The following is a 17,803-nucleotide window of genomic DNA, read 5'->3' on the forward strand; positions in this document are numbered from 1 at the left end:
ACTCCAGTTCGCCGTCCGATCACGCGAGATCCGGCTCCGATCACGCGAGTCACGCCTTCACTCACCCTCGGTTCAGACACGACGCCACCTTTGCCCTAGCCCTCAATGAGAACCGTCCTTACCACCCACGAGGAGTCACACCACGCCCGGTAACGTTGCCCCCATGACCGGCCCGGACACCCCCGCCCCCTTCAAGCTCGCGTACGTCCCCGGCGTGACGCCCTCGAAGTGGGTCCGGATCTGGAACGAGCGGTCGCCCGGCGTCCCACTGGAGCTCGTCCAGACACCGGCCGCCGACGCCGCCGCGCTGGTCCGTGCGCGTGACGTGGACGCCGTCCTGCTGAGGCTCCCGATCGATCGCGAGGGGCTGCACGCGATCCCGCTCTACACCGAGACGACCGTGGTGGTCGTCCCCAAGGACCACCTGGTCGCCGCCGCGGACGAGGTCTCCGTCGACGACATCGCCGACGACGTCGTCCTGCATCCGCTCGACGACACGCTGGACTGGGACCGGCCGCCCGGGAAACCCGCGCTGGAGCGCCCGGCCACCACGGCGGACGCCATCGAACTGGTCGCCGCCGGTGTCGGGCTCCTGCTCGTCCCGCAGTCCCTCGCGCGGCTGCACCACCGGCGTGATCTGACCTTCCGTCCGATCTCCGGAGCGCCGGAGTCCGGTGTCGCGCTGTCCTGGCCGGAGGACGAGACCACCGATCTGATGGAGCAGTTCATCGGGATCGTCCGCGGCCGGACCGTCAACAGCACCCGGGGACGGCAGCAGGCGCCGGAGAAGCAGGTCCAGGAGAAGGTTCAGGAGAAGAAGGCCCCGCCGAAGAGCAAGCGCCCCCAGCCCGGCGGCCGGAAGCCGCAGGGCGGGCAGCGCGGTGCTCCCAAGGGCGGGAAGCGCGGAAAGCCTCGCCGCCGGGGCTAGCTTTCGGTGCGGGCGGCCTTCACCCGGGCCTCTTCCTTGCGGACCTCGGCCTGGGTCTCGCGCTCTCGCTTCAGCCAGTCGGGGTCTTCGGTCTTGACCGCGTCGATCTGTTCGGTGGTGAGCGCGCCGGTGATCCCGCCTCGCGCCAGGCCGCTGATGGAGATGCCCAGCTTGGCCGCGATGACGGGACGCGGGTGCGGCCCGTTGCGGCGCAGATCCCGCAGCCACTCGGGCGGTTCGGTCTGCAGCGCGTTCAGTTCGTCGCGGGAGACGACACCCTCCTGGAACTCCGCCGGGGTGGCCTCGAGGTACACACCCAGCTTCTTCGCCGCTGTCGCGGGCTTCATGGTTTGAGGGGTCTTGTGCGACGTCATTGCCTCAGGGTAACGAGCGGCCCGGGCTCCTCTGATCACACCCGGTGATCCAGGCGGTCACCACACCGCACCGTCAAGCACCCTTGGTCGTGAGGGTCACGACACCGGTTCCGGCGAGCACCCCGGCCACGGCGACCGCGGAGAGGACCAGCCAGGCGATCGGATGCCCCAGGTTGAGCGTCCAGTAGGTCCCGACCCGGCGGTGCACCAGCAGCGCCGGGTCGTTCCGGTTCAGGTAGACCATCCCGGCGGCGTGCCAGAAGCGGTCGTCGTCGCGTTGCTCGTACGGGGTCTCCGCTTCGTCGACGGTGGGCGACAGCCGGTGCCCGGCGTCGCCCGCCCGGACGGAGAAGGCGAGCCACGCGACGAAAGCGGCGACGAGGGGGAGGTAGGCCACGATCGTGACCGGCACGCTCGTTTCGACGACCTCCCACAGCTGGAGCGAAACCACGAGCAGGGTCGCGTTGACACAACCGGCGGAGACCAGCAGCAGGCTGAGGACACCGTGCAGGTACTCCCGATACCGCGACGCCGAAACCGACGGCTGCGCGGCGTCGATCTCGGGGCGGGCACGGGGGATCGAGATCGCCAGGAGCGAGATCAGCACGACGGTCAGGACCTGCGCGAACACCGGCGAGAAGGCCGCCGTGTCCCGGAACAGGCCGATGGCCGCCGTGACGATGGCCAGCAACCCCGCCGGCACCAGGAGGATCCACTGTGGACGGACAGGATCAGCCCGCAACGAGGTGTCGGCGGCGACGGCCTGTCGTGTCCCGGCGTACCAGGCGCCTTCCCGTTTCGCGGCGACGATCGAACGATGCGCCAGCGCGCCGAGTAGCGAACAGGCCACGACGAGACCGATCAGGACGACGTCCGGCGCGAGCCAGGCGAAGAGCACCGCCGCGATTGCGAGAAGGGCCGCCGCCACGATTCCCTGGTTGTAGCGGCGGCGAATGAGGACGATGACGGGTTCCGCGGTGTGCCCGGCCGGGATCCGGACGCCGAACGGGAGCGTCGGGCGCGCCAGCGCGGGCGCCGACCGGAAGACGGCCGCGGTGAACGCGATCAGGGCCAGGTTCAGCCACATCGGGCCGGTCATCGCCGTGTGCTCACCGCGAAGGAGTCCAGCACGGTCTCGCACCGGCCCGTCACCTCGCGCGGACCCAGGCCGAGCGCGACGGCCTCGGCGAGCAGGGTGCGCAGCCGCTCCTGCCACTCGTCCGCGTAGCCGTCTTCCGCCGGCCCGGAGGCCGCGTCCCGGCGGACGACGGCGCCGGTCTTGCGGTTGATCCGGATGAATCCCTGCGTCCGCAGCAGGTCGTAGGCCTTGTTGACGGTGTGGAAGTTGATCCCGAGGTCGGCGCCGAGTTGCCGGGTCGAGGGCAGGCTGGTGCCCTCGACCAGCACGCCGTCGGCGACGGCTTCGACGATCCGGTCGCGGATCTGCTGGTAGATCGGCACCTCGCTGTCGAGGTCGAGAGTCAGCAACACTCGCCCAGGATATCTGCTATACACTTGCTATAACAACTACATCAGCTAGCTACCGGTGGAAGGTGGTCGTGATGGCGAAGATGGACATCGCCGAGGGCGGAGTGCGAGTGAGGTTCTCGGCCTGGGAGCGGTTGGCCGTATGGCGCGAAGAAGTGGTCGTCCCGCTGGCGGCGATCAAGGCCGTCGAGTGCGTCGAGGAGCCAGTGGGGCGAGCGCGCGGGGGACGGGCCGGAGTGTTGGTCAGCGGCGTACTGAAGGTGGGCTACTGGGGGCTGGGGACGGGGGTCCGTCAGCTGGTGTCGGTCCGCAGGGGCGTGCCGGCGCTGCGGGTCGAGGTCGATCGCGCGGCCGCCGGGCTCCCCTTCGACGAGGTGCTCGTCAGCGTGCCGAACGCGGCGGAACTCGCCGCCGCGCTCGCGCCGAGCCACGCCTAGAGGTAGTCGAAGAACCGGTCCCACCACGACGGCGGCCGGTCCGGCGGGTAGAGGGCGTCGAAGCCGCTGATCCCGGTGTACTTGGTCCACAGCGGATGTTCGGAGACGGGCAGGTAGCCGAGTGCTTCCAGCTCGTCTTCGACCCGTTTCCGATCCCGCGCCGGGAAGAACTCGAGTTCCTCGTCCTCGTCGTAACTGCCCGGATTTCCCAGGGTCACCGCGGCCAGGCCGCCGAAATTGCTGATCGTGACCGTCAGGTGGTCCGGCGCAGGCGTCGCGCTCGCCGGGATCTCGATCCTGCCGAGATGGCTGGCGTCCTGGACATGACGATCGACTTCGCAGACGCAGTCGAATGCCCGCCCGAGCTGCTCGGCCAGCCGCTCGAATCGGGCGCGCGCGGCAGGCCCGTCGAAGTCGTGCGGCACTTCCCAGTGGCCGGGTTCGTCCAGCTCTCGCAGCATCGCCCAGGTCTGCTGTTCGTCGAGGGGCATCGTCGCCTCCCGGCCTCGGGTGGTCTAGTCCACTTACCGAACTGACCTTAACCAGCCGTGTCCCGCCCGGACAATGGTGGGACGAATTCTGGTCGGAAAAAAGTTCCCTACTAATAGGGGTAGCGCCAGCGCCACCCCTGATCCGGCAGCCTGCCCTCCTGATCTTCATGCCCGATTCGACCAGTGTCATCGGTGTTGATCCGGTCGATGAAGGAGTGCGAATGACGCTACGCAAGGGTGTTGTGGTCCTGACGGTGGCTGGGCTGATGGGCGCCGCCTGGACCACGGCGGCGGATGCGGCCCCGGCCAAGGGTTCTGAGCTGCAGAAAGGCCTCGACTCGTTGGTACGTCAGGAGAAGTTCCCGGCCGCGCTGGCCTACGTGACCGGCCGAGGACGCACGACGTCGCTGGTGGCGGGGTCCTCGCGGATCGACCGTCAGGTCCCGGTCCCTCGCGACGGCACCGTCCGGGCGGGGAGCAACACCAAGACGTTCACCGCGGTCGTCGTCCTGCAGCTGGTGGCCGAGGGCAAGGTGGAACTGGACGCGCCGATCGAAAAGTACCTTCCCGGAATCGTGCGTGGCGAAGGCATCGACGCCACCAAGATCACCGTCCGGCAGCTGTTGCAGCACACCAGCGGGCTGCCGAACTACACCGAACACCTCGGGCTGCGGGACTTCGAACAGGTGCAGCACCGGTACTTCCCGAATCACGAGCTGCTGGCCGCGGCGCTGAGCCATCCGGCGAAGTTCCAGCCGGGTACCAAATGGGAGTACAGCAATACCGGCTACCTGCTGGCGGGCATGGTCGTCGAAAAGGTGACCGGACGTCCGATCCAGGAACAGATCGCCGAACGCGTGATCAAGAAGGCAGGCCTCGAGAACACCTACTGGCCGCAGGTCGGCGACCAGACCATCCAGGGGCGGCACCCACAGGGGTATGCCACCGGAAATGTCGCCACCGGCAAGGTGATCGACGCGACCGAGATGGATCCGTCCTGGGCTGGGGCGGCCGGTCAGCTGATCTCGACGCCCAGCGACCTCGGCAAGCTCTTCCGTGTCCTGCTCGAAGGCAAGCTGCTGCCCGCGGCGCAGCTGGCCGAGATGCGGAAGACGGTCGACGCGCCTTTGTTCCCCGGGACGAAATACGGCCTCGGCCTGATGAGCAACCCGCTCAGCTGCGGCGGGGTGTACTGGGGGCACGGTGGGGACATCGACGGGTTCGAAACCCGTGGCGGTGCCACGGAAGACGGCCGCACCGTCGGTCTCGCGGTGACCGCGATGCCGGGGACCTTCGGCGAACCCGAGAAGGGCTCCAAGGCCGTGATGGCCACTGTGGACACCGCGTTCTGCAAGTGACCGACGATGGCCCGCTCACGACACTGTGGGCGGGCCATCGCTCGATCCGCTGTCACCCGGCGATCGGGTGCCGGGCGGCAGCAGTCTTCACCGGGTCACGGCGCGGGATGCGGCGGACGGCAGTTCTGCCGCGGCAACGCGTGCGAACCGTTGGTGTACACGCCGTCCGCGATCGTGTCCTCCATGATCGAGCGGTGATCGGTGGGACGGGCCCACTGGTAACAAAGGTGCTGGGCGAAGTACCCGCCAGGCGCCTCGAAGGTGTCGAAGTGGCAGACACCGTCGGTCTCGATGCAGTAGCGGATGAACGGGATACCGCCGAAATCGGTGCGGCCCGGCCCGAAGGACACGTAGCCGCCGAACGGCGACGGCGCCCCGGTGCCCGCCGGGAGCACCGCGCTGATCCCGCGTCCCGGAGGACCGACCGGTTGCATCGGGTCGGCGAAGATCTTCGCCCGGAACCGCGACTTGTCCACGGCCAGTTTCCCGTCGGCGATGTCGTTCAGCACCAGGTTCGCGACCAGCGCGCCCTGCGAGTAGCCGACGACGGTGAACTCGGCGCCGGGGTTCTCGTCGAAGGAGCTTTGGACGACGCGCCGGGCTTCTTCGTGCCCGCGCGCGACGCTCTGGTCCATCGGCGTCTGGTCGCAGTTGGGCGCGCCGGCGGCCCCGGCCGGGTAGTGGACCACCTTGCGGATCCCGCCCCGCAACCAGGCGTCGTTGTAGACGGTCGCGGCGCCGTCGCAGGTGCCGCCTATGAGGATGTAGTAGCGCGCCTGGTCGGCCGCGCCGGCCTGGGCAGCCGGCGCGGTGGCGCCGATCAGCCCGGTGGCCAGCGCGGCCGCGACCAGGATCCCCCTGAGTTTCTTCACATTCATCGTCCCTTTCGTTCGACTACGGTGCGTGTTCGAACGCTAGGGATGCGTCATGAAATTTTGATGAAACCCGCCATCGGGCCCAGCGAGCTGGGCCGAACGGCCTCAGCGATGGGACAGCACGTTGACCACGTGACCGCCGGGATCTCGGACGAAGAACCGGCGGACGCCCCACGGCTCGTCGGTCAGTTCGTGCACGATCTCCGCGCCGGACGCCTTGGCCGCCGCGTAACTCGCGTCCACGTCGTCGACCTCGATCGAGGCGACCGGGACGACGGGCGCGGTTTCGTCATGGGTCATGAGGCTCAGCTGCACCTCCGGCCGATCCGGGTCGGCCAGCGTCACGATCCAGCCGTGGTCCATCACCACCTCGAAGCCGAGTACCTGAACGTAGAAGGCCTTCGTCTCTTCCATCGACGTGATCTCCAGATCGGAAACCACTCTCTTGATCGCCATTCGCCGATACTGGCACAGCGGTCCGACGTTTTCGGGGGAGCAGGAGCGGCGTCGCGAGCATGAGCGCCCCGGCGATGCCGACAGCGGCACGCGCGCCGGTGAACGCGGCGAGCAGGCCCCACAGCGCGGTCAGGGCCGCGGTGGTGAGCTTGCCGGCGATCGACCAGGCCGACAGGGTGCGCGCCGCGCGGTCGAGGGGCACCTGTTCGAGCCTGCTCGTGGCCAGCACCGGGTTGAACACGCCGATGCAGGTGATCAGGCAGAACTCGACGACGATGACCAGGATCAGCCCCGAGACCCCCGGATGGATGAACACCAGCCCGACGGGCCAGCAGACGCGCAGCCAGCCGGCGGTGAACAGGACCCGGTCCCGGCCGTACCGGGCGACCAGACTCCGGGAGAGCCTCGACCCGATCAGTCCGCCGAGGCAAGGCACGGCGAAGGCCACCGCGTACTCCCACGGGGCGAAGCCGAGTTGCCCGAGCATCAGGACGGCGAACAGGGGCGCGGTCGCCATGATCAGGCCGTTGACCACGATCGTGTTGACGAACAGGGGCCGCAGCAGCGGATGGGTGAGGATGAACCGCCAGCCTTCCCGCAGGTCCCGGCCGCTCAGCCGGGGGCCTTCCGGCTTCGCGGGTGGCGGCTCCGAGCCGCCGACCGCGCGGATCCCCACCGCCGAGAGCAGGTAGCTGACCGCGTCGGCGGCGATCGTGATCACCGGCCCGAACAGGCCGACGGCGAACCCGCCGAGCGGCGGGCCGAGTACGGTCGCGGTCCAGGTGGTGGATTCGAACCTGGCGTTCGCGACGAGCAGATCTTCCTTGGGCAGCAGCGTTTTCAGGAACGCCCCGCTCGCGGCCAGGAAGGTGATGTCGGCCGCGGCGACGACGACCGACACGGCGAGAAGCTGTCCGAAGCCGAGCATCCCGAACGCGTACGCCACCGGGACGGTCAGCAACGCCGCGCAGCGGACCAGGTCCATCGCGATCATCACCGGCCGTTTCCGGCGGAACTCGACCCAGGGACCGAGCGGAAGCGCGACCACGGCACCCACGACGAGACCGGCGGCCGCCAGCAGCGACACCTCGGTGGCGCCCGCGCCCAGCGCCACGATGGCGATGAGGCTGAACGCGTCGAACGCGAACCTCGTACCGAACGCGCTCGCCGCGTACGCCGCCCAAAGCCAGCCGAACCGTCGCCCCAGCGATCTCCCACCCACTCGCGAGATCAAAGCAAGCCGGGGCGCCGAAGTCGAACAACGGGTCGTTGACCCTCCACAACCGGGAGTTGTGCGACCCGCTCAGAGATCCCCGAGCGCGGTGACCGGCGACTCGACGCAGTCGGCGACGAACCGCAGGAAGCCGCCCGCCGTCCCGCCGTCGCACACCCGGTGGTCGAACGCCAGCGTGAGTTCGCAGACCTTCCGTGCCACCAACGCGCCGTCGACGACCCAGGCGCGGTCGATGATCCGGCCGATGCCGAGGATGGCCGCCTCCGGATGGTTGATGATCGCGGCCGAGCCGTCCACTCCGAACACGCCGTAGTTGTTCACCGTGAACGTCCCGCCGGTGAGGCCGGCCGGACCGAGTTTCCCTTCACGGGCCTGGGCGGTCCGATCGCCGATCGCCGCGGAAAGCTCCCTTGTGGACAGTGAACCCGCGTCGCGGACGACCGGCACCACGAGACCACGGTCCGTCTGCGCCGCGAAACCGAGGTTGATGTCCCGCAGCTGGACGATTTCGTCGCCTTCGACACGTGAATTCAGCTCGGGGTACTTCCGCAGCCCCGCCACGGCGAACCGTGCGATGAGGCCGAGGAGGCTCACCGGGCGGTCCGGTGCCGAGACGTTGAGCGACTTCCGCGCGGCGACGAGTTCCGTCGCGTCGACGTCGACCCAGACCGTCGCTTCGGGAATCTGACGCCGCGAGGTCGTCAGCTTGTCGGCGACCGCCTTGCGGACCCCGGTCAGCGGGATCCGCTTCTCGCCGTCCCTTTGCGCGGGGACGGTGAGCGCCTCTTCGACGTCGGCCCGCCGGATGATGCCGCCCGGACCGCTACCGGTCAGCTTCGTCAGGTCGATCTCGTTGTCGGCGGCCATCTTGCGGACGAACGGCGAGATCACGCCCGGCGCCTTGGACGGCTTCACGGGAGCGGTCACGACAGTGCGCGTCCGGCGGCGCCGTGTCGTGGTGGTCGTGCCGTAACCGATGAGGACGTTGCCGCTGCCCTCGCTCGCCGTCGTCACGCCGGGTTCGGTGAATCCGGGGCCGATGGTGAGCAGGGGAGCGCCGACCGGCAGCGACTGGCCGGGTTCGCCGTGCAGGCGGGTGACGACACCGGCGAACGGCACCGGCACCTCGACCGCGGCCTTCGCGGTCTCCACCTCGACGACGGGCTGGTCGACGCCGACGGTGTCGCCCCCCGCGACGAGCCAGGTGACGATGGTGCCTTCGGTCAGTCCCTCGCCGAGGTCGGGGAGCAGGAAGTCAGGCACCGGCCACCGCCGGCTCGTCGTTCCACTGCAGCCGGGCGACGGTGTCCAGGATCCGGTCGACGTCCGGAAGCTGATGGCGCTCCAGCTTCGGCGGCGGATAAGGGATATCTAGTCCCGTGACACGCAGAACGGGCGCGTGCAGCTGGTGGAAACACTGCTCTGTGACCCGCGCGACCACCTCGGCGCCGTAACCGCCGAACCCGGCGGCCTCGTGGACGACGACCGCGCGCCCGGTCCGGCGCACGGAAGCGGTGACGGTCTCGTCGTCGAACGGGCTCAGGGACCTGAGGTCGACCACCTCGACGTCCCAGCCCTCGGCCTTCGCGGCTTCCGCGGTCTCCAGCGCGGTGGCGACCATCGGGCCGTACGCGATCAACGTGACGTCCTTGCCTTCGCGGCGCACGACCGCGCGGTCCATGGCCGCGCCGTCGCGGGTGAAGGACACGGTTTCCTTCGCCCAGTAGCGGCACTTGGGCTCGAGGAAGATCACCGGGTCCGGTGAGTCGATCGAGTCGCGCAAGAGGTCGTAGGCGTCCTGGGGCGTGCCGGGCGTGACGACGCGCAGGCCGGGCGTGTGGGTGTAGTAGGCCTCGCTCGAATCGCAGTGGTGCTCGACGCCGCCGATCCCGCCCGCGTAAGGGATCCGGATGACCATCGGCAGCGACAGCGCGCCGCGGGTGCGGTTCCGCAGCTTCGCGACGTGCGAGGTGATCTGCTCGAAGGCGGGGTAGGCGAAGGCGTCGAACTGCATTTCGACCACCGGGCGGAACCCGCCCATCGCCATCCCGACCGCGAAGCCGACGATGCCGGACTCCGCCAGCGGGGTGTCGAAACAGCGTTCCTCGCCGAAGTCGGCGGTGATGCCGTCGGTCACCCGGAAGACGCCGCCGAGCGGGCCGACGTCCTCACCGAAGATCAGCACGCGATCGTCGTCCTTGACCGCGTCACGCAAGGCGGCGTTGAGTGCCTGGGCCATCGAGATCTCGGTCATCAGCCCTCCACGGCTTCCAGTTCGGCCGCGACCAGCGCCCGCTGAGCGGCCAGCTGACGGGTCGGAACGGCGTACACGTGCTCGAACAACGACAACGGATCCGGCTCCACGTCCGCGTTCAACGTGTCGCGCACCCCGGCCGCGAAGGTCTCCGCCTCGGCCCGGAACCGTTCGATGTCTTCGCCGGACAGCAGGCTTTCGTTGGTCAGGTAGGTCTCGAGGCGCCGGACCGGGTCGGCCGCGCGCCACTTCTCGACCTCGGCCTGGTCGCGGTAGCGGGTGGCGTCGTCGGCGTTGGTGTGCGCGTCGATCCGGTAGGTGTGCGCCTCGACCAGCACCGGCCCGCGACCGGCCCGCGCATGCGCGACGGCGTCGTCCAGCACCGAAAGGACCGCGACGGCGTCGTTGCCGTCGACCTGTTCGGAACGGACGCCGTAGCCGACGCCCTTGTAGGCCAGCGCGGGCGCGGCGCTCTGCTTCTCGAACGGCACCGAGATCGCGAACCCGTTGTTCTGCACGAAGAACACCACGGGCGCCTTGAACACGGCCGCGAAGTTGAGCGCCTCGTGGAAGTCGCCTTCACTGGTGGCGCCGTCGCCGATGAGCGCGAACGCGACGGCCTCCTCGCCCCGGCGCTGCATCGCGTGCGCGAGCCCGGCGGCGTGGAGGGTCTGGGTGGCCAGCGGCGTGCACTGGGGAGCGACCCGGGTTTCGGCGGGGTCGTAGCCGCAGTGCGCGTCACCACGGAGCAGCGTCAGGATCTCGCCCGGCTCGAGCCCGCGGGCGACCAGCGCGACCGAGTCGCGGTAGGTGGGGAAGAGCCAGTCGGCGTCGGTGAGGGCCAGCGCGCTCGCGACCTGGCAGGCCTCCTGGCCGGCGCTCGACGGATAGACCGCGAGGCGCCCTTGCTTGGTCAGCGCGGTCGCCTGGACGTCGAACCGGCGGCCTAGCACCATCAGCCGGTAGGCCTCGACGAGCCGATCGGACGGCGGCGCGGTGTAGCCGCCGTGCTCGTCGACGCGCGTGCCGTCCTCGGCGAGGAACCGCACCGGGACCGGTGACGGCAGCAACGCGGCGGCAAGAGTCTCCCGCGACATGACGCAGCACCACCTTTCGCAGACATATGATGCTGAAATGGTGGTTTCCGGAGTCCTGGTGTTCAAGGGGCAGGCGAAATGAGCGACAAACTGTCCGCAGAATCGGTTCAGTCGCGCCAACCGTCCACAAGTGGCGTGGCTCACGGGCCGGATCCGGGACGAACGGTCCTTGCCCTCGACGACATCGACCGCGAGATCCTCAACGAACTGTCCGTGGACGGCAGGCTCGCCGTCCGCGCGCTGGCGGAGCGGCTGCACATTTCGCGCACCAACGCCTACGCTCGCCTCGATCGCCTGATGTCCGAAGGCGTCATCACCGGCTTCGGCGCGAGGATCGATCCGCGGCGGGCCGGACTCGGGACGAGCGCGTACATCCTGATCACCGTCGAGCAGACGTCGTGGCGCACGATGTCGGCCGAGTTGCGGGAGATCCCGTACGTCGAGCACGTGTCGCTGGTCGGCGGCGACTTCGACATCCTGCTGCTGGTGCGGACGCCGGACAACACGTCACTGCGGGACGTCGTCCTGGAACGCCTGCAGGCACTGGACGGCGTGCGGTCGACCCGGACCTGGCTGATCTTCGAGGAACAGCAGGGCGCCGCCCCCCGCGTTTAGTCCTCTGAATGCGGTCCTTGCGCTCGACGGCGGTACGTGAAGGACCCCTTAATGTACCTAGGCAAGGGTTCCGGCAAAGTCGGCTTCCGCTGGTCGCAGGGGTGAGGGAGTGGGCTCGTCACCCGTGGCCTGAAACGCTCCTCGAATGTCCACTGAGGGCAGTCTCGACGCATTTTTGCCCGATTTGGGTGGTTTGCGTGGTGGTCGTGAGCGGTAAAGGTCGTTCTAACGCTTCTTGTCACTCACGACCCCCGCGCGAAATCGCGCAAAGCGCCTGAATCGGGCATCAGAACCCGTTCCGGAGTCCCTTGTGGACAGTCGCACCGCCGTCAGGCGACAATCGCCCACTGGAAGCCCTCGAAACCTGACACGCGCGAATAGTCGACTTTGCCGAGGCCCTGTACCTAGGCGCAATGAAGGGGCCTTCACGCGCCGCGGCGGTGACTGTTGAGGTCCATGGGGTGATTGTGGTGGTCCGCCTCTCGGTGAAGGCATCCTTCCCTACGCTCAAGGTAGTGAAGGGGGCGTTCACGTACTTCGGCCACTGAACTAGCGGTGGCATGCGCTGAACGGCCTATTCCACCGGACAGATCTCCGAACAAACCTGGCTCCGCCGTTGGAAAATCTCATACCCTCCGGAACAGGACGAAGGGAGCTGACCTGATGAGGTGGACCTGGGTGCGGGCGATGGTGGCCTTCGCGGCCGCCGCGGCGATCGTCCAGACGAGTCAACCGAGCGCCGCCGAAGCCGAGGCCGCACCCGCCGCGGCCGGACGCTCCGCGATCTACGGCGGGGGACCGTTCTATCAGGACGGACAGGGCGTCATGGACACCCTGCGCTCGTCGGGGTTCACCACGGTCATCCTGTGGAGCATCCACGTCCACGACAACGGGGACCTGTACTACAACGACCACCTCGTGGTCGCGGGCGGCCGGTACGTCGGCGATGCCGGATGGCCGGCGAGGCTACGGACGCTGAAGCAGGCACCGACGTCGGTCAACCGCATCGAGGTCTCGGTCGGCGCCTGGGGCACGCCCGACTGGGAAGCCATCGACAACCTGATCACGCGCGACGGCACCGGCAGCGGGACCATTCTGTACCGCAACTTCCTGGCGCTGAAGGACGCCACCGGCGCCGACGCGATCAACAACGACGACGAATCGCACTACGACGTCGACTCCACCGTCACCTTCGCCCGGATGGCGAACGCCATGGGCTACCGCAACTTCACGCTCGCGCCGTACACCGCGGTCTCGTACTGGCAGGGCGTGAAGAACGGGCTCGGCGGCCTGGTCGATCGCGTGTACCTCCAGGCGTACGCGGGCGGCAGCGGCAACAACCCGGCGACGTGGTCGCAGTCGCTCGGCATGCCGGTGGATCCGGGGCTGTGGAGCAAGAACGGTTCCGGCTGCACCGCGGGGAACTCGCCCGCGCAGGTGGAGAGCCGGATGAGGTCGTGGAAATCTTCCGCGGGCATCCCCGGTGGCTTCATGTGGCTGTACGACGACATCAAGAAGTGTTCGGCGCAAGGCACGGCCGCCGCGTACGCACGGGCGATCAACACCGCCACCACCAGCTGACCCTTGCCGCGCCAGTGAGTCCCGGGGCGACGCGTCGCATGCGTCGTCCCGGGACTCTGTAACGCTCTTCGCTCACCCGCCGAATACAGGCGGGTTCGATGGCGGAGGCGGAGGAATCGTGGCGCGTGTGCTGCTCCTGATATCGGCCGCCGTTCTCGTCTTCGGGACAGTGGCCTGCGCGTCGCCGGATCCGCCCGCGCGCCCGGCCGTCACGGTCACGACGAGCGCGGAGGCGACAGTGCCACCGAGCACGGAAGCCACCACGACGATCGTCACCACTTCGACCGTTGCCGCGCCGACCACGACCAAGGTGCCCGCCAAGACGAACGCGCCCACCAAGACCAAGGCCGACCAGCGCAAAGCGGCCTGCCGCAAGGATGCGAGCCAGTGCTACGAGCCGGGGACGAACACCAAATGCCAGACCGGCGGCTGCGTCAACGCCGCGCGCGGGATGACTCAGCGCGACGTCGAGCGGGAGCGAGACCAGTGGTTGCGTCAGCATCCGGGTTGGTGCCCCGCGGGCGAGACGGGAGCCGTGGCACCCTGTTGACCGAGAGGCACCGCCGCACACCCCATTCGGGTGATAACGGTTCGGCATTCGATGTATCTGAAGTACTCCCCATTGACACCTTCCTACGATCTCGGCGAATGGGTGGAGGACTGCGGTGACGGTGGAAGGCGCGGGTCAGGATTACCTGACGCGGCAGATCGGGGCGCTGCTCGAAGCGATTCGCGAGGAGGGTCCGGTCGGCGAGGGCAGACGCAGTTTCCGGCTCGCCGGGCATCTCGCCGCGGAAGGCGGGTTCCACCTCGGCGACATCCTCGCCGCGACGGCGCAGTTGCTCGCCGTCCACGCCTGGAACAACGGCTACCTCGGTGCCGCGGAACTGCTGACACGCCGTATGCGGGATTTCGGCGCCGAGTCCGCCGAACTGGTGCAGCACCTCGTGAGGCTGGAGACCGGAAGCGAGCAGGGGTGGCTTCTGCGGGAGGATCGCGAAGCCCTCATCGACTACGCACGGCGAGCCCAGCGGCCCGACATCGAGCAGCGGGCGCAGGCGATCGAACCGTTGCTGCCCGGGGTCACCGGCCCTGAGCGTCCTGATCGGATGGCCAGTGAGTCGTGAGATGGTGCTCGGGATCCGCGAGGATGCCGCGGATGACCGAGCCGGCCGCACCTCGTACGGCGGCTCCCGTGCCGAGCGCCGAGCGGACGACCCGCACCGGCGACCACGCCGTGCTGGGTACGCGGCGCTCGAGCTCGGCGAGAAGTGGCTCACGCAGCCACGGCTCCAGTCGCGCGTAGGTCCCGCCTAGCACCACGGCCGGGACGTCCATCAGATTGACCACAGTGGACAGTCCGACGCCGAGATGACCCGCGGCGGTGGCGACCGCGGAGAACGCCGCGGCGTCGTCCGATTCCAGCGCGGAGATCAAGTCGTCCACCGTGCCGGCGCCCGCCAGCCGCAGGATCTCCTCCTGCCCGGCCATCCGTTCCAGGCAGCCGTTCGCGCCGCAGGAGCAAGGCGGGCCGTCGGGCGCCACCGGCAGGTGCCCGATCTCGCCGCCCGCGCCGCGGACGCCCTCGAACAACGCCCGGTCCAGCACGATTCCCGCGCCGATCCCGATCTCGCCCGACACGTGGACGAAATCCGGCAACGCGGTGCCGTGCCAGAGCTCGGCGAGCGCGGCGAAGTTGGCTTCGTTGGCGACGGTGAAGGTCTCGCCGAGCCGGTCCGCGAGGTCGACGTCGCGCCAGCCCAGGTTGGGGGCCAGCCGCACGACGCCGGATTCGACCAGGCCCGGAACCGCGATGCCCACCCCGCCGACGGGCACGCCGAGCGCTTCCGCCCGCTTTCGCGCCTTGCGCAGGAACGCCGACACGCGCTGGAAGACACGCGGAGTCCGGTTGTCCGCGTACCGGACCTCCTCGAACCGGACCGTCCCGTTCAGATCCACCAGGCAGGACGCCAGGTAGTCGACGCCGATCTCGATGCCGAGTCCGTGCGGCCCGGTGGGGGAGAGCGACACGACCGTGCCGCGCCGTCCCGGGCCGACGCGGCGCTCCGGCTCGCCTTCGGCCACGAGGTCGGCCGCGATCAGGCGGTCGACGACGCTCGACACGGTGGCCTTCGTGAGACCGGTGGCGGCGGCGAGTCCCGCCCGCGAGGTGCCGGGGCCGTCCGCGATCGCGCCGAGAACGAGGGCGGCGTTGTGCTGCCGCACGGTGTGCTGTCCCGCCGGACGCGTGCCGATCATCGCGCGATTGTATTCGTTCGATGCCTGAACGAAAGCCTTGACCCGCCGGGATGGCGTCGATAAGTTCAGGCATCAAACTAATGGGAGGCGTGATGGTTCAGGCACCGACGCGTGCGGACAAGTTCAGCTTCGGACTGTGGACCGTCGGCTGGCAGGCGAACGACATGTTCGGCCCGGCGAGCCGGGGACCGCTCGACCCGGTCGAGGCCGTGCACCGCCTCTCGGACCTCGGCGCCTGGGGCATCACCTTCCACGACGACGACCTCATCCCGTTCGGCTCGGACGACGCCGAGCGGGCGAGGCACCTGAAGCGATTCCGGGCCGCGCTGGCCGAAACCGGCCTCGTCGTCCCGATGGTGACCACGAACCTGTTCAGTCACCCCGTTTTCAAGGACGGCGGCCTGACGAGCAACGACCGTGAAGTCCGCCGCTACGCGCTGCGGAAGGTGCTGCGGAACCTCGACCTCGCCGCCGAACTCGGCGCGTCGACGTTCGTGCTCTGGGGCGGCCGTGAGGGCAGCGAGACCGATGCCGCGAAGGACGTCCGCGCGGCGATGGACCGCTACCGCGAGGGCATCGACTTCCTCGCCCAGTACGTCATCGACCAGGGTTACGGCCTCCGGCTCGCGCTCGAACCGAAGCCGAACGAGCCGCGTGGGGACATCCTGCTGCCGACCGTCGGGCACGCGCTCGCGTTCATCTCCACGCTGGACAACCACGAGATCGTCGGCGTGAACCCGGAGGTCGGGCACGAGCAGATGGCCGGGCTCAACATCGTTCACGGCATCGGGCAGGCCCTGTGGCAGGGCAAGCTGTTCCACATCGATCTCAACGGCCAGCGCGGCCCGCGGTTCGACCAGGATCTCGTCTTCGGTCACGGCGACGTGCTGTCGTCGTTCTTCCTGGTGGACCTGCTGGAGCACGGCGGTTACGACGGGCCGCGCCACTTCGACTACAAGCCGCTGCGCACGGAGAACATGGACGGCGTCTGGGTCAGCGCCGAGGCCAACATGGCCAGCTACCTGCTGTTCGCCGAACGCTCCCGCGCCTTCCGTGCCGATCCCGAGGTTCGGGCCGCGCTGGATGCCGCTCTCGTCCCCGAGTTGGCGAAACCGACGCTCAACGAGGGTGAGACCGCCGCGGATCTGCTGGCGGACCGGTCGGCGTTCGAGGACTTCGATCCGGACAAGGCGGCGGAACGCGGTTACGGCTTCATCCGCCTGTCCCAGCTGGCAATCGAACACCTCACCGGGGCGCGCTAGAACCGGTCGACGTCGATGACGGCCTTGGCGAACTCCTCCGGCGCCTCTTGCGGCACGTTGTGGCCGATCCCGGTCAGGACGCGGTGCTCGTACTTGCCGGAGAACTTCGATCGGTAGGCCTTGCCGTCGGTGTTCGGGCCGTCGAAATCGCTGCCGATGGTGATCGTGGGGACCGAGACCGCCGGACCCTGCGCGAGTTTCTGTTCGAGGGCATCGAGTTTCGGGTCGCCGTCGGCGAGGCTGAGCCGCCAGCGGTAGTTGTGGATCACGATGGCCACGTGGTCCGGGTTGTCGAAACAGGCCGCCGAGCGGTCGTAGGTCGCGTCGTCGAAGGTCCACTTCGGCGACGCGATCTTCCAGATCAGCTTGTTGAAGTCGTGGCGGTTCTTCTCGTAGCCGAGGATGCCGCGCTCGGTGGCGAAATAGAACTGGTACCACCAACCTAGTTCCGCGCTGGGAGAGAGCGGCTGCTTGTTCGTCTCCCGGTTGGTGACGAGGTAGCCGCTCACCGAGACGAGTGCCTTGCAGCGTTCGGGCCACAGCGCGGCGATGATCACAGCCGTCCGGGCGCCCCAGTCGAAGCCGCCGAAGACGGCCTTCTGGATCTTGAGCGCGTCCAGCAGCGCGACGATGTCGGCGGCGATCGCGGACTGCTGGCCGTTGCGGAAGGTGTCCTTCGACAGGAAGCGCGTCGGCCCATAGCCCCGGAGGAACGGCACGATCACCCGGTACCCGGCCGCGACCAGGCGCGGGGTGACGTCGACGTAGCTGTGGATGTCGTAGGGCCAGCCGTGCAGGAGGAGCACCACCGGACCGTCGGCGGGGCCGGCTTCGGCGTACCCGATGCTCAACTCCCCGGCGTCGATCTGCTTGAGCGGGCCGAACGAGGTGTTCCCGACGGTCGTGACGGGCGCCGCCACCGGTGCCGCCGCGGTCTGGGACGAGCAACTCGCGACCGTGGCTCCCGCCGTCGCGGCGACGACGGCCTGCGCGAACCTTCTCCTGCTGAGCATCCTGATCCCTCCCGCGAAACGCCTGGTACGGGATCGAAATTAAGGGTCCGGCTCAGGGCGCGGCGAGCGTCGGGCGACGTC

The 17,803-nt window shown here is 68.8% G+C and carries 20 protein-coding genes; 8 read left to right on the forward strand and 12 right to left on the reverse strand.

Annotated features, from left to right (window positions below):
- Positions 1 to 163: 163 nt before the first annotated feature.
- Complete coding sequence (locus ACLJPX_RS17835) at positions 164 to 928, forward strand: LysR family substrate-binding domain-containing protein (RefSeq protein WP_410601068.1); 765 nt, start codon at positions 164 to 166, stop codon at positions 926 to 928.
- Here ACLJPX_RS17835 and ACLJPX_RS17840 read toward each other — a convergent pair.
- From ACLJPX_RS17840 to ACLJPX_RS17850, 3 genes are all read right to left on the reverse strand, one after another.
- Positions 925 to 1,275 carry a DUF5997 family protein gene (locus ACLJPX_RS17840; RefSeq protein WP_410601330.1) on the reverse strand — a complete coding sequence of 117 codons (351 nt, stop codon included), beginning with the start codon at positions 1,273 to 1,275 and terminating at the stop codon, positions 925 to 927. The genes ACLJPX_RS17835 and ACLJPX_RS17840 overlap by 4 nt on opposite strands.
- Positions 1,276 to 1,375: 100 nt before the next feature.
- Entirely contained in the window at positions 1,376 to 2,443 is a 1,068-nt protein-coding gene (locus tag ACLJPX_RS17845; protein WP_410601069.1) for a DUF1648 domain-containing protein, read from the reverse strand.
- Positions 2,398 to 2,793, reverse strand: coding sequence for a GntR family transcriptional regulator (locus ACLJPX_RS17850; RefSeq protein ID WP_101608080.1), 396 nt, complete (start codon positions 2,791 to 2,793; stop codon positions 2,398 to 2,400). The genes ACLJPX_RS17845 and ACLJPX_RS17850 overlap by 46 nt, the downstream gene beginning before the upstream one ends.
- 71 nt (positions 2,794 to 2,864) lie before the next feature.
- Here ACLJPX_RS17850 and ACLJPX_RS17855 point away from each other — a divergent pair, with 71 nt between their 5' ends.
- Complete coding sequence (locus ACLJPX_RS17855) at positions 2,865 to 3,227, forward strand: hypothetical protein (RefSeq protein ID WP_410601070.1); 363 nt, start codon at positions 2,865 to 2,867, stop codon at positions 3,225 to 3,227.
- Here ACLJPX_RS17855 and ACLJPX_RS17860 read toward each other — a convergent pair.
- The gene (locus ACLJPX_RS17860) at positions 3,224 to 3,718 is read right to left on the reverse strand and encodes a hypothetical protein (protein ID WP_410601071.1); all 495 of its coding nucleotides are present in this window, start codon (positions 3,716 to 3,718) and stop codon (positions 3,224 to 3,226) included. The genes ACLJPX_RS17855 and ACLJPX_RS17860 overlap by 4 nt on opposite strands.
- Before the next feature lie 221 nt (positions 3,719 to 3,939).
- Here ACLJPX_RS17860 and ACLJPX_RS17865 point away from each other — a divergent pair, with 221 nt between their 5' ends.
- A complete protein-coding gene (locus ACLJPX_RS17865; protein WP_410601072.1) occupies positions 3,940 to 5,076 on the forward strand; it encodes a serine hydrolase domain-containing protein in 1,137 nt (378 codons plus the stop codon).
- Between the two features lie 95 nt (positions 5,077 to 5,171).
- Here the strand turns inward: ACLJPX_RS17865 and ACLJPX_RS17870 are convergent, their stop codons facing one another.
- The 6 genes from ACLJPX_RS17870 to pdhA all read right to left on the reverse strand — a co-directional run bounded on the left by ACLJPX_RS17870 (position 5,172) and on the right by pdhA (position 10,992).
- Complete coding sequence (locus ACLJPX_RS17870) at positions 5,172 to 5,954, reverse strand: PE-PPE domain-containing protein (RefSeq protein ID WP_410601073.1); 783 nt, start codon at positions 5,952 to 5,954, stop codon at positions 5,172 to 5,174.
- Between the two features lie 102 nt (positions 5,955 to 6,056).
- The gene (locus tag ACLJPX_RS17875) at positions 6,057 to 6,314 is read right to left on the reverse strand and encodes a VOC family protein (RefSeq protein ID WP_146044350.1); all 258 of its coding nucleotides are present in this window, start codon (positions 6,312 to 6,314) and stop codon (positions 6,057 to 6,059) included.
- Complete coding sequence (locus ACLJPX_RS17880) at positions 6,241 to 7,629, reverse strand: MFS transporter (RefSeq protein WP_410601074.1); 1,389 nt, start codon at positions 7,627 to 7,629, stop codon at positions 6,241 to 6,243. Before ACLJPX_RS17880 ends, ACLJPX_RS17875 begins: the two co-directional genes overlap by 74 nt.
- Before the next feature lie 81 nt (positions 7,630 to 7,710).
- The gene (locus ACLJPX_RS17885; protein ID WP_410601075.1) at positions 7,711 to 8,904 is read right to left on the reverse strand and encodes a dihydrolipoamide acetyltransferase family protein; all 1,194 of its coding nucleotides are present in this window, start codon (positions 8,902 to 8,904) and stop codon (positions 7,711 to 7,713) included.
- Positions 8,897 to 9,895 (reverse strand): alpha-ketoacid dehydrogenase subunit beta, encoded by a 999-nt coding sequence (locus ACLJPX_RS17890; RefSeq protein WP_101608073.1) that lies wholly within the window; start codon positions 9,893 to 9,895, stop codon positions 8,897 to 8,899. Before ACLJPX_RS17890 ends, ACLJPX_RS17885 begins: the two co-directional genes overlap by 8 nt.
- On the reverse strand, positions 9,895 to 10,992 hold the full coding sequence (gene pdhA / locus ACLJPX_RS17895; protein ID WP_410601076.1) for a pyruvate dehydrogenase (acetyl-transferring) E1 component subunit alpha: 1,098 nt from the start codon (positions 10,990 to 10,992) through the stop codon (positions 9,895 to 9,897). The genes ACLJPX_RS17890 and pdhA overlap by 1 nt, the downstream gene beginning before the upstream one ends.
- A 135-nt stretch (positions 10,993 to 11,127) precedes the next feature.
- Here pdhA and ACLJPX_RS17900 point away from each other — a divergent pair, with 135 nt between their 5' ends.
- From ACLJPX_RS17900 to ACLJPX_RS17915, 4 genes are all read left to right on the forward strand, one after another.
- Positions 11,128 to 11,607 carry an Lrp/AsnC family transcriptional regulator gene (locus ACLJPX_RS17900; RefSeq protein WP_410601077.1) on the forward strand — a complete coding sequence of 160 codons (480 nt, stop codon included), beginning with the start codon at positions 11,128 to 11,130 and terminating at the stop codon, positions 11,605 to 11,607.
- Between the two features lie 663 nt (positions 11,608 to 12,270).
- A complete protein-coding gene (locus tag ACLJPX_RS17905; RefSeq protein WP_410601078.1) occupies positions 12,271 to 13,188 on the forward strand; it encodes a lysyl endopeptidase in 918 nt (305 codons plus the stop codon).
- A gap of 118 nt (positions 13,189 to 13,306) precedes the next feature.
- Positions 13,307 to 13,738, forward strand: coding sequence for a hypothetical protein (locus ACLJPX_RS17910; RefSeq protein ID WP_410601079.1), 432 nt, complete (start codon positions 13,307 to 13,309; stop codon positions 13,736 to 13,738).
- A gap of 115 nt (positions 13,739 to 13,853) precedes the next feature.
- On the forward strand, positions 13,854 to 14,315 hold the full coding sequence (locus ACLJPX_RS17915) for a hypothetical protein (protein WP_410601080.1): 462 nt from the start codon (positions 13,854 to 13,856) through the stop codon (positions 14,313 to 14,315).
- Here the strand turns inward: ACLJPX_RS17915 and ACLJPX_RS17920 are convergent.
- Entirely contained in the window at positions 14,272 to 15,447 is a 1,176-nt protein-coding gene (locus ACLJPX_RS17920; RefSeq protein WP_410601081.1) for an ROK family protein, read from the reverse strand. The two genes, ACLJPX_RS17915 and ACLJPX_RS17920, sit on opposite strands and share 44 nt — an antisense overlap.
- A 92-nt stretch (positions 15,448 to 15,539) precedes the next feature.
- Between ACLJPX_RS17920 and xylA the strand changes: the two genes are divergently transcribed.
- Positions 15,540 to 16,709: a xylose isomerase gene (xylA, locus tag ACLJPX_RS17925; RefSeq protein ID WP_410601082.1), complete on the forward strand. Its 1,170-nt coding sequence runs from the start codon at positions 15,540 to 15,542 to the stop codon at positions 16,707 to 16,709.
- On the opposite strand, the gene ACLJPX_RS17930 is transcribed toward xylA, so the two are convergent.
- The gene (locus ACLJPX_RS17930) at positions 16,706 to 17,722 is read right to left on the reverse strand and encodes an alpha/beta fold hydrolase (protein WP_410601083.1); all 1,017 of its coding nucleotides are present in this window, start codon (positions 17,720 to 17,722) and stop codon (positions 16,706 to 16,708) included. The genes xylA and ACLJPX_RS17930 overlap by 4 nt on opposite strands.
- Positions 17,723 to 17,803: the final 81 nt, after the last annotated feature.

This window comes from Amycolatopsis sp. lyj-90 (genome assembly GCF_046549035.1).
GTDB lineage: Bacteria > Actinomycetota > Actinomycetes > Mycobacteriales > Pseudonocardiaceae > Amycolatopsis.

Bases quoted from the DNA above. Each gene is read 5' to 3' on its own strand.
- ACLJPX_RS17835 (WP_410601068.1), top strand. From the start codon at position 164: ATGACCGGCCCGGACACCCCCGCCCCCTTCAAGCTCGCGTACGTCCCC.
- ACLJPX_RS17840 (WP_410601330.1), bottom strand. From the start codon at position 1,275: ATGAAGCCCGCGACAGCGGCGAAGAAGCTGGGTGTGTACCTCGAGGCC.
- ACLJPX_RS17855 (WP_410601070.1), top strand. From the start codon at position 2,865: ATGGCGAAGATGGACATCGCCGAGGGCGGAGTGCGAGTGAGGTTCTCG.
- ACLJPX_RS17860 (WP_410601071.1), bottom strand. From the start codon at position 3,718: ATGCCCCTCGACGAACAGCAGACCTGGGCGATGCTGCGAGAGCTGGAC.
- ACLJPX_RS17865 (WP_410601072.1), top strand. From the start codon at position 3,940: ATGACGCTACGCAAGGGTGTTGTGGTCCTGACGGTGGCTGGGCTGATG.
- ACLJPX_RS17870 (WP_410601073.1), bottom strand. From the start codon at position 5,954: ATGAATGTGAAGAAACTCAGGGGGATCCTGGTCGCGGCCGCGCTGGCC.
- ACLJPX_RS17875 (WP_146044350.1), bottom strand. From the start codon at position 6,314: ATGGACCACGGCTGGATCGTGACGCTGGCCGACCCGGATCGGCCGGAG.
- ACLJPX_RS17890 (WP_101608073.1), bottom strand. From the start codon at position 9,895: ATGACCGAGATCTCGATGGCCCAGGCACTCAACGCCGCCTTGCGTGAC.
- pdhA (WP_410601076.1), bottom strand. From the start codon at position 10,992: ATGTCGCGGGAGACTCTTGCCGCCGCGTTGCTGCCGTCACCGGTCCCG.
- ACLJPX_RS17905 (WP_410601078.1), top strand. From the start codon at position 12,271: ATGAGGTGGACCTGGGTGCGGGCGATGGTGGCCTTCGCGGCCGCCGCG.
- ACLJPX_RS17920 (WP_410601081.1), bottom strand. From the start codon at position 15,447: ATGATCGGCACGCGTCCGGCGGGACAGCACACCGTGCGGCAGCACAAC.
- xylA (WP_410601082.1), top strand. From the start codon at position 15,540: ATGGTTCAGGCACCGACGCGTGCGGACAAGTTCAGCTTCGGACTGTGG.
- ACLJPX_RS17930 (WP_410601083.1), bottom strand. From the start codon at position 17,722: ATGCTCAGCAGGAGAAGGTTCGCGCAGGCCGTCGTCGCCGCGACGGCG.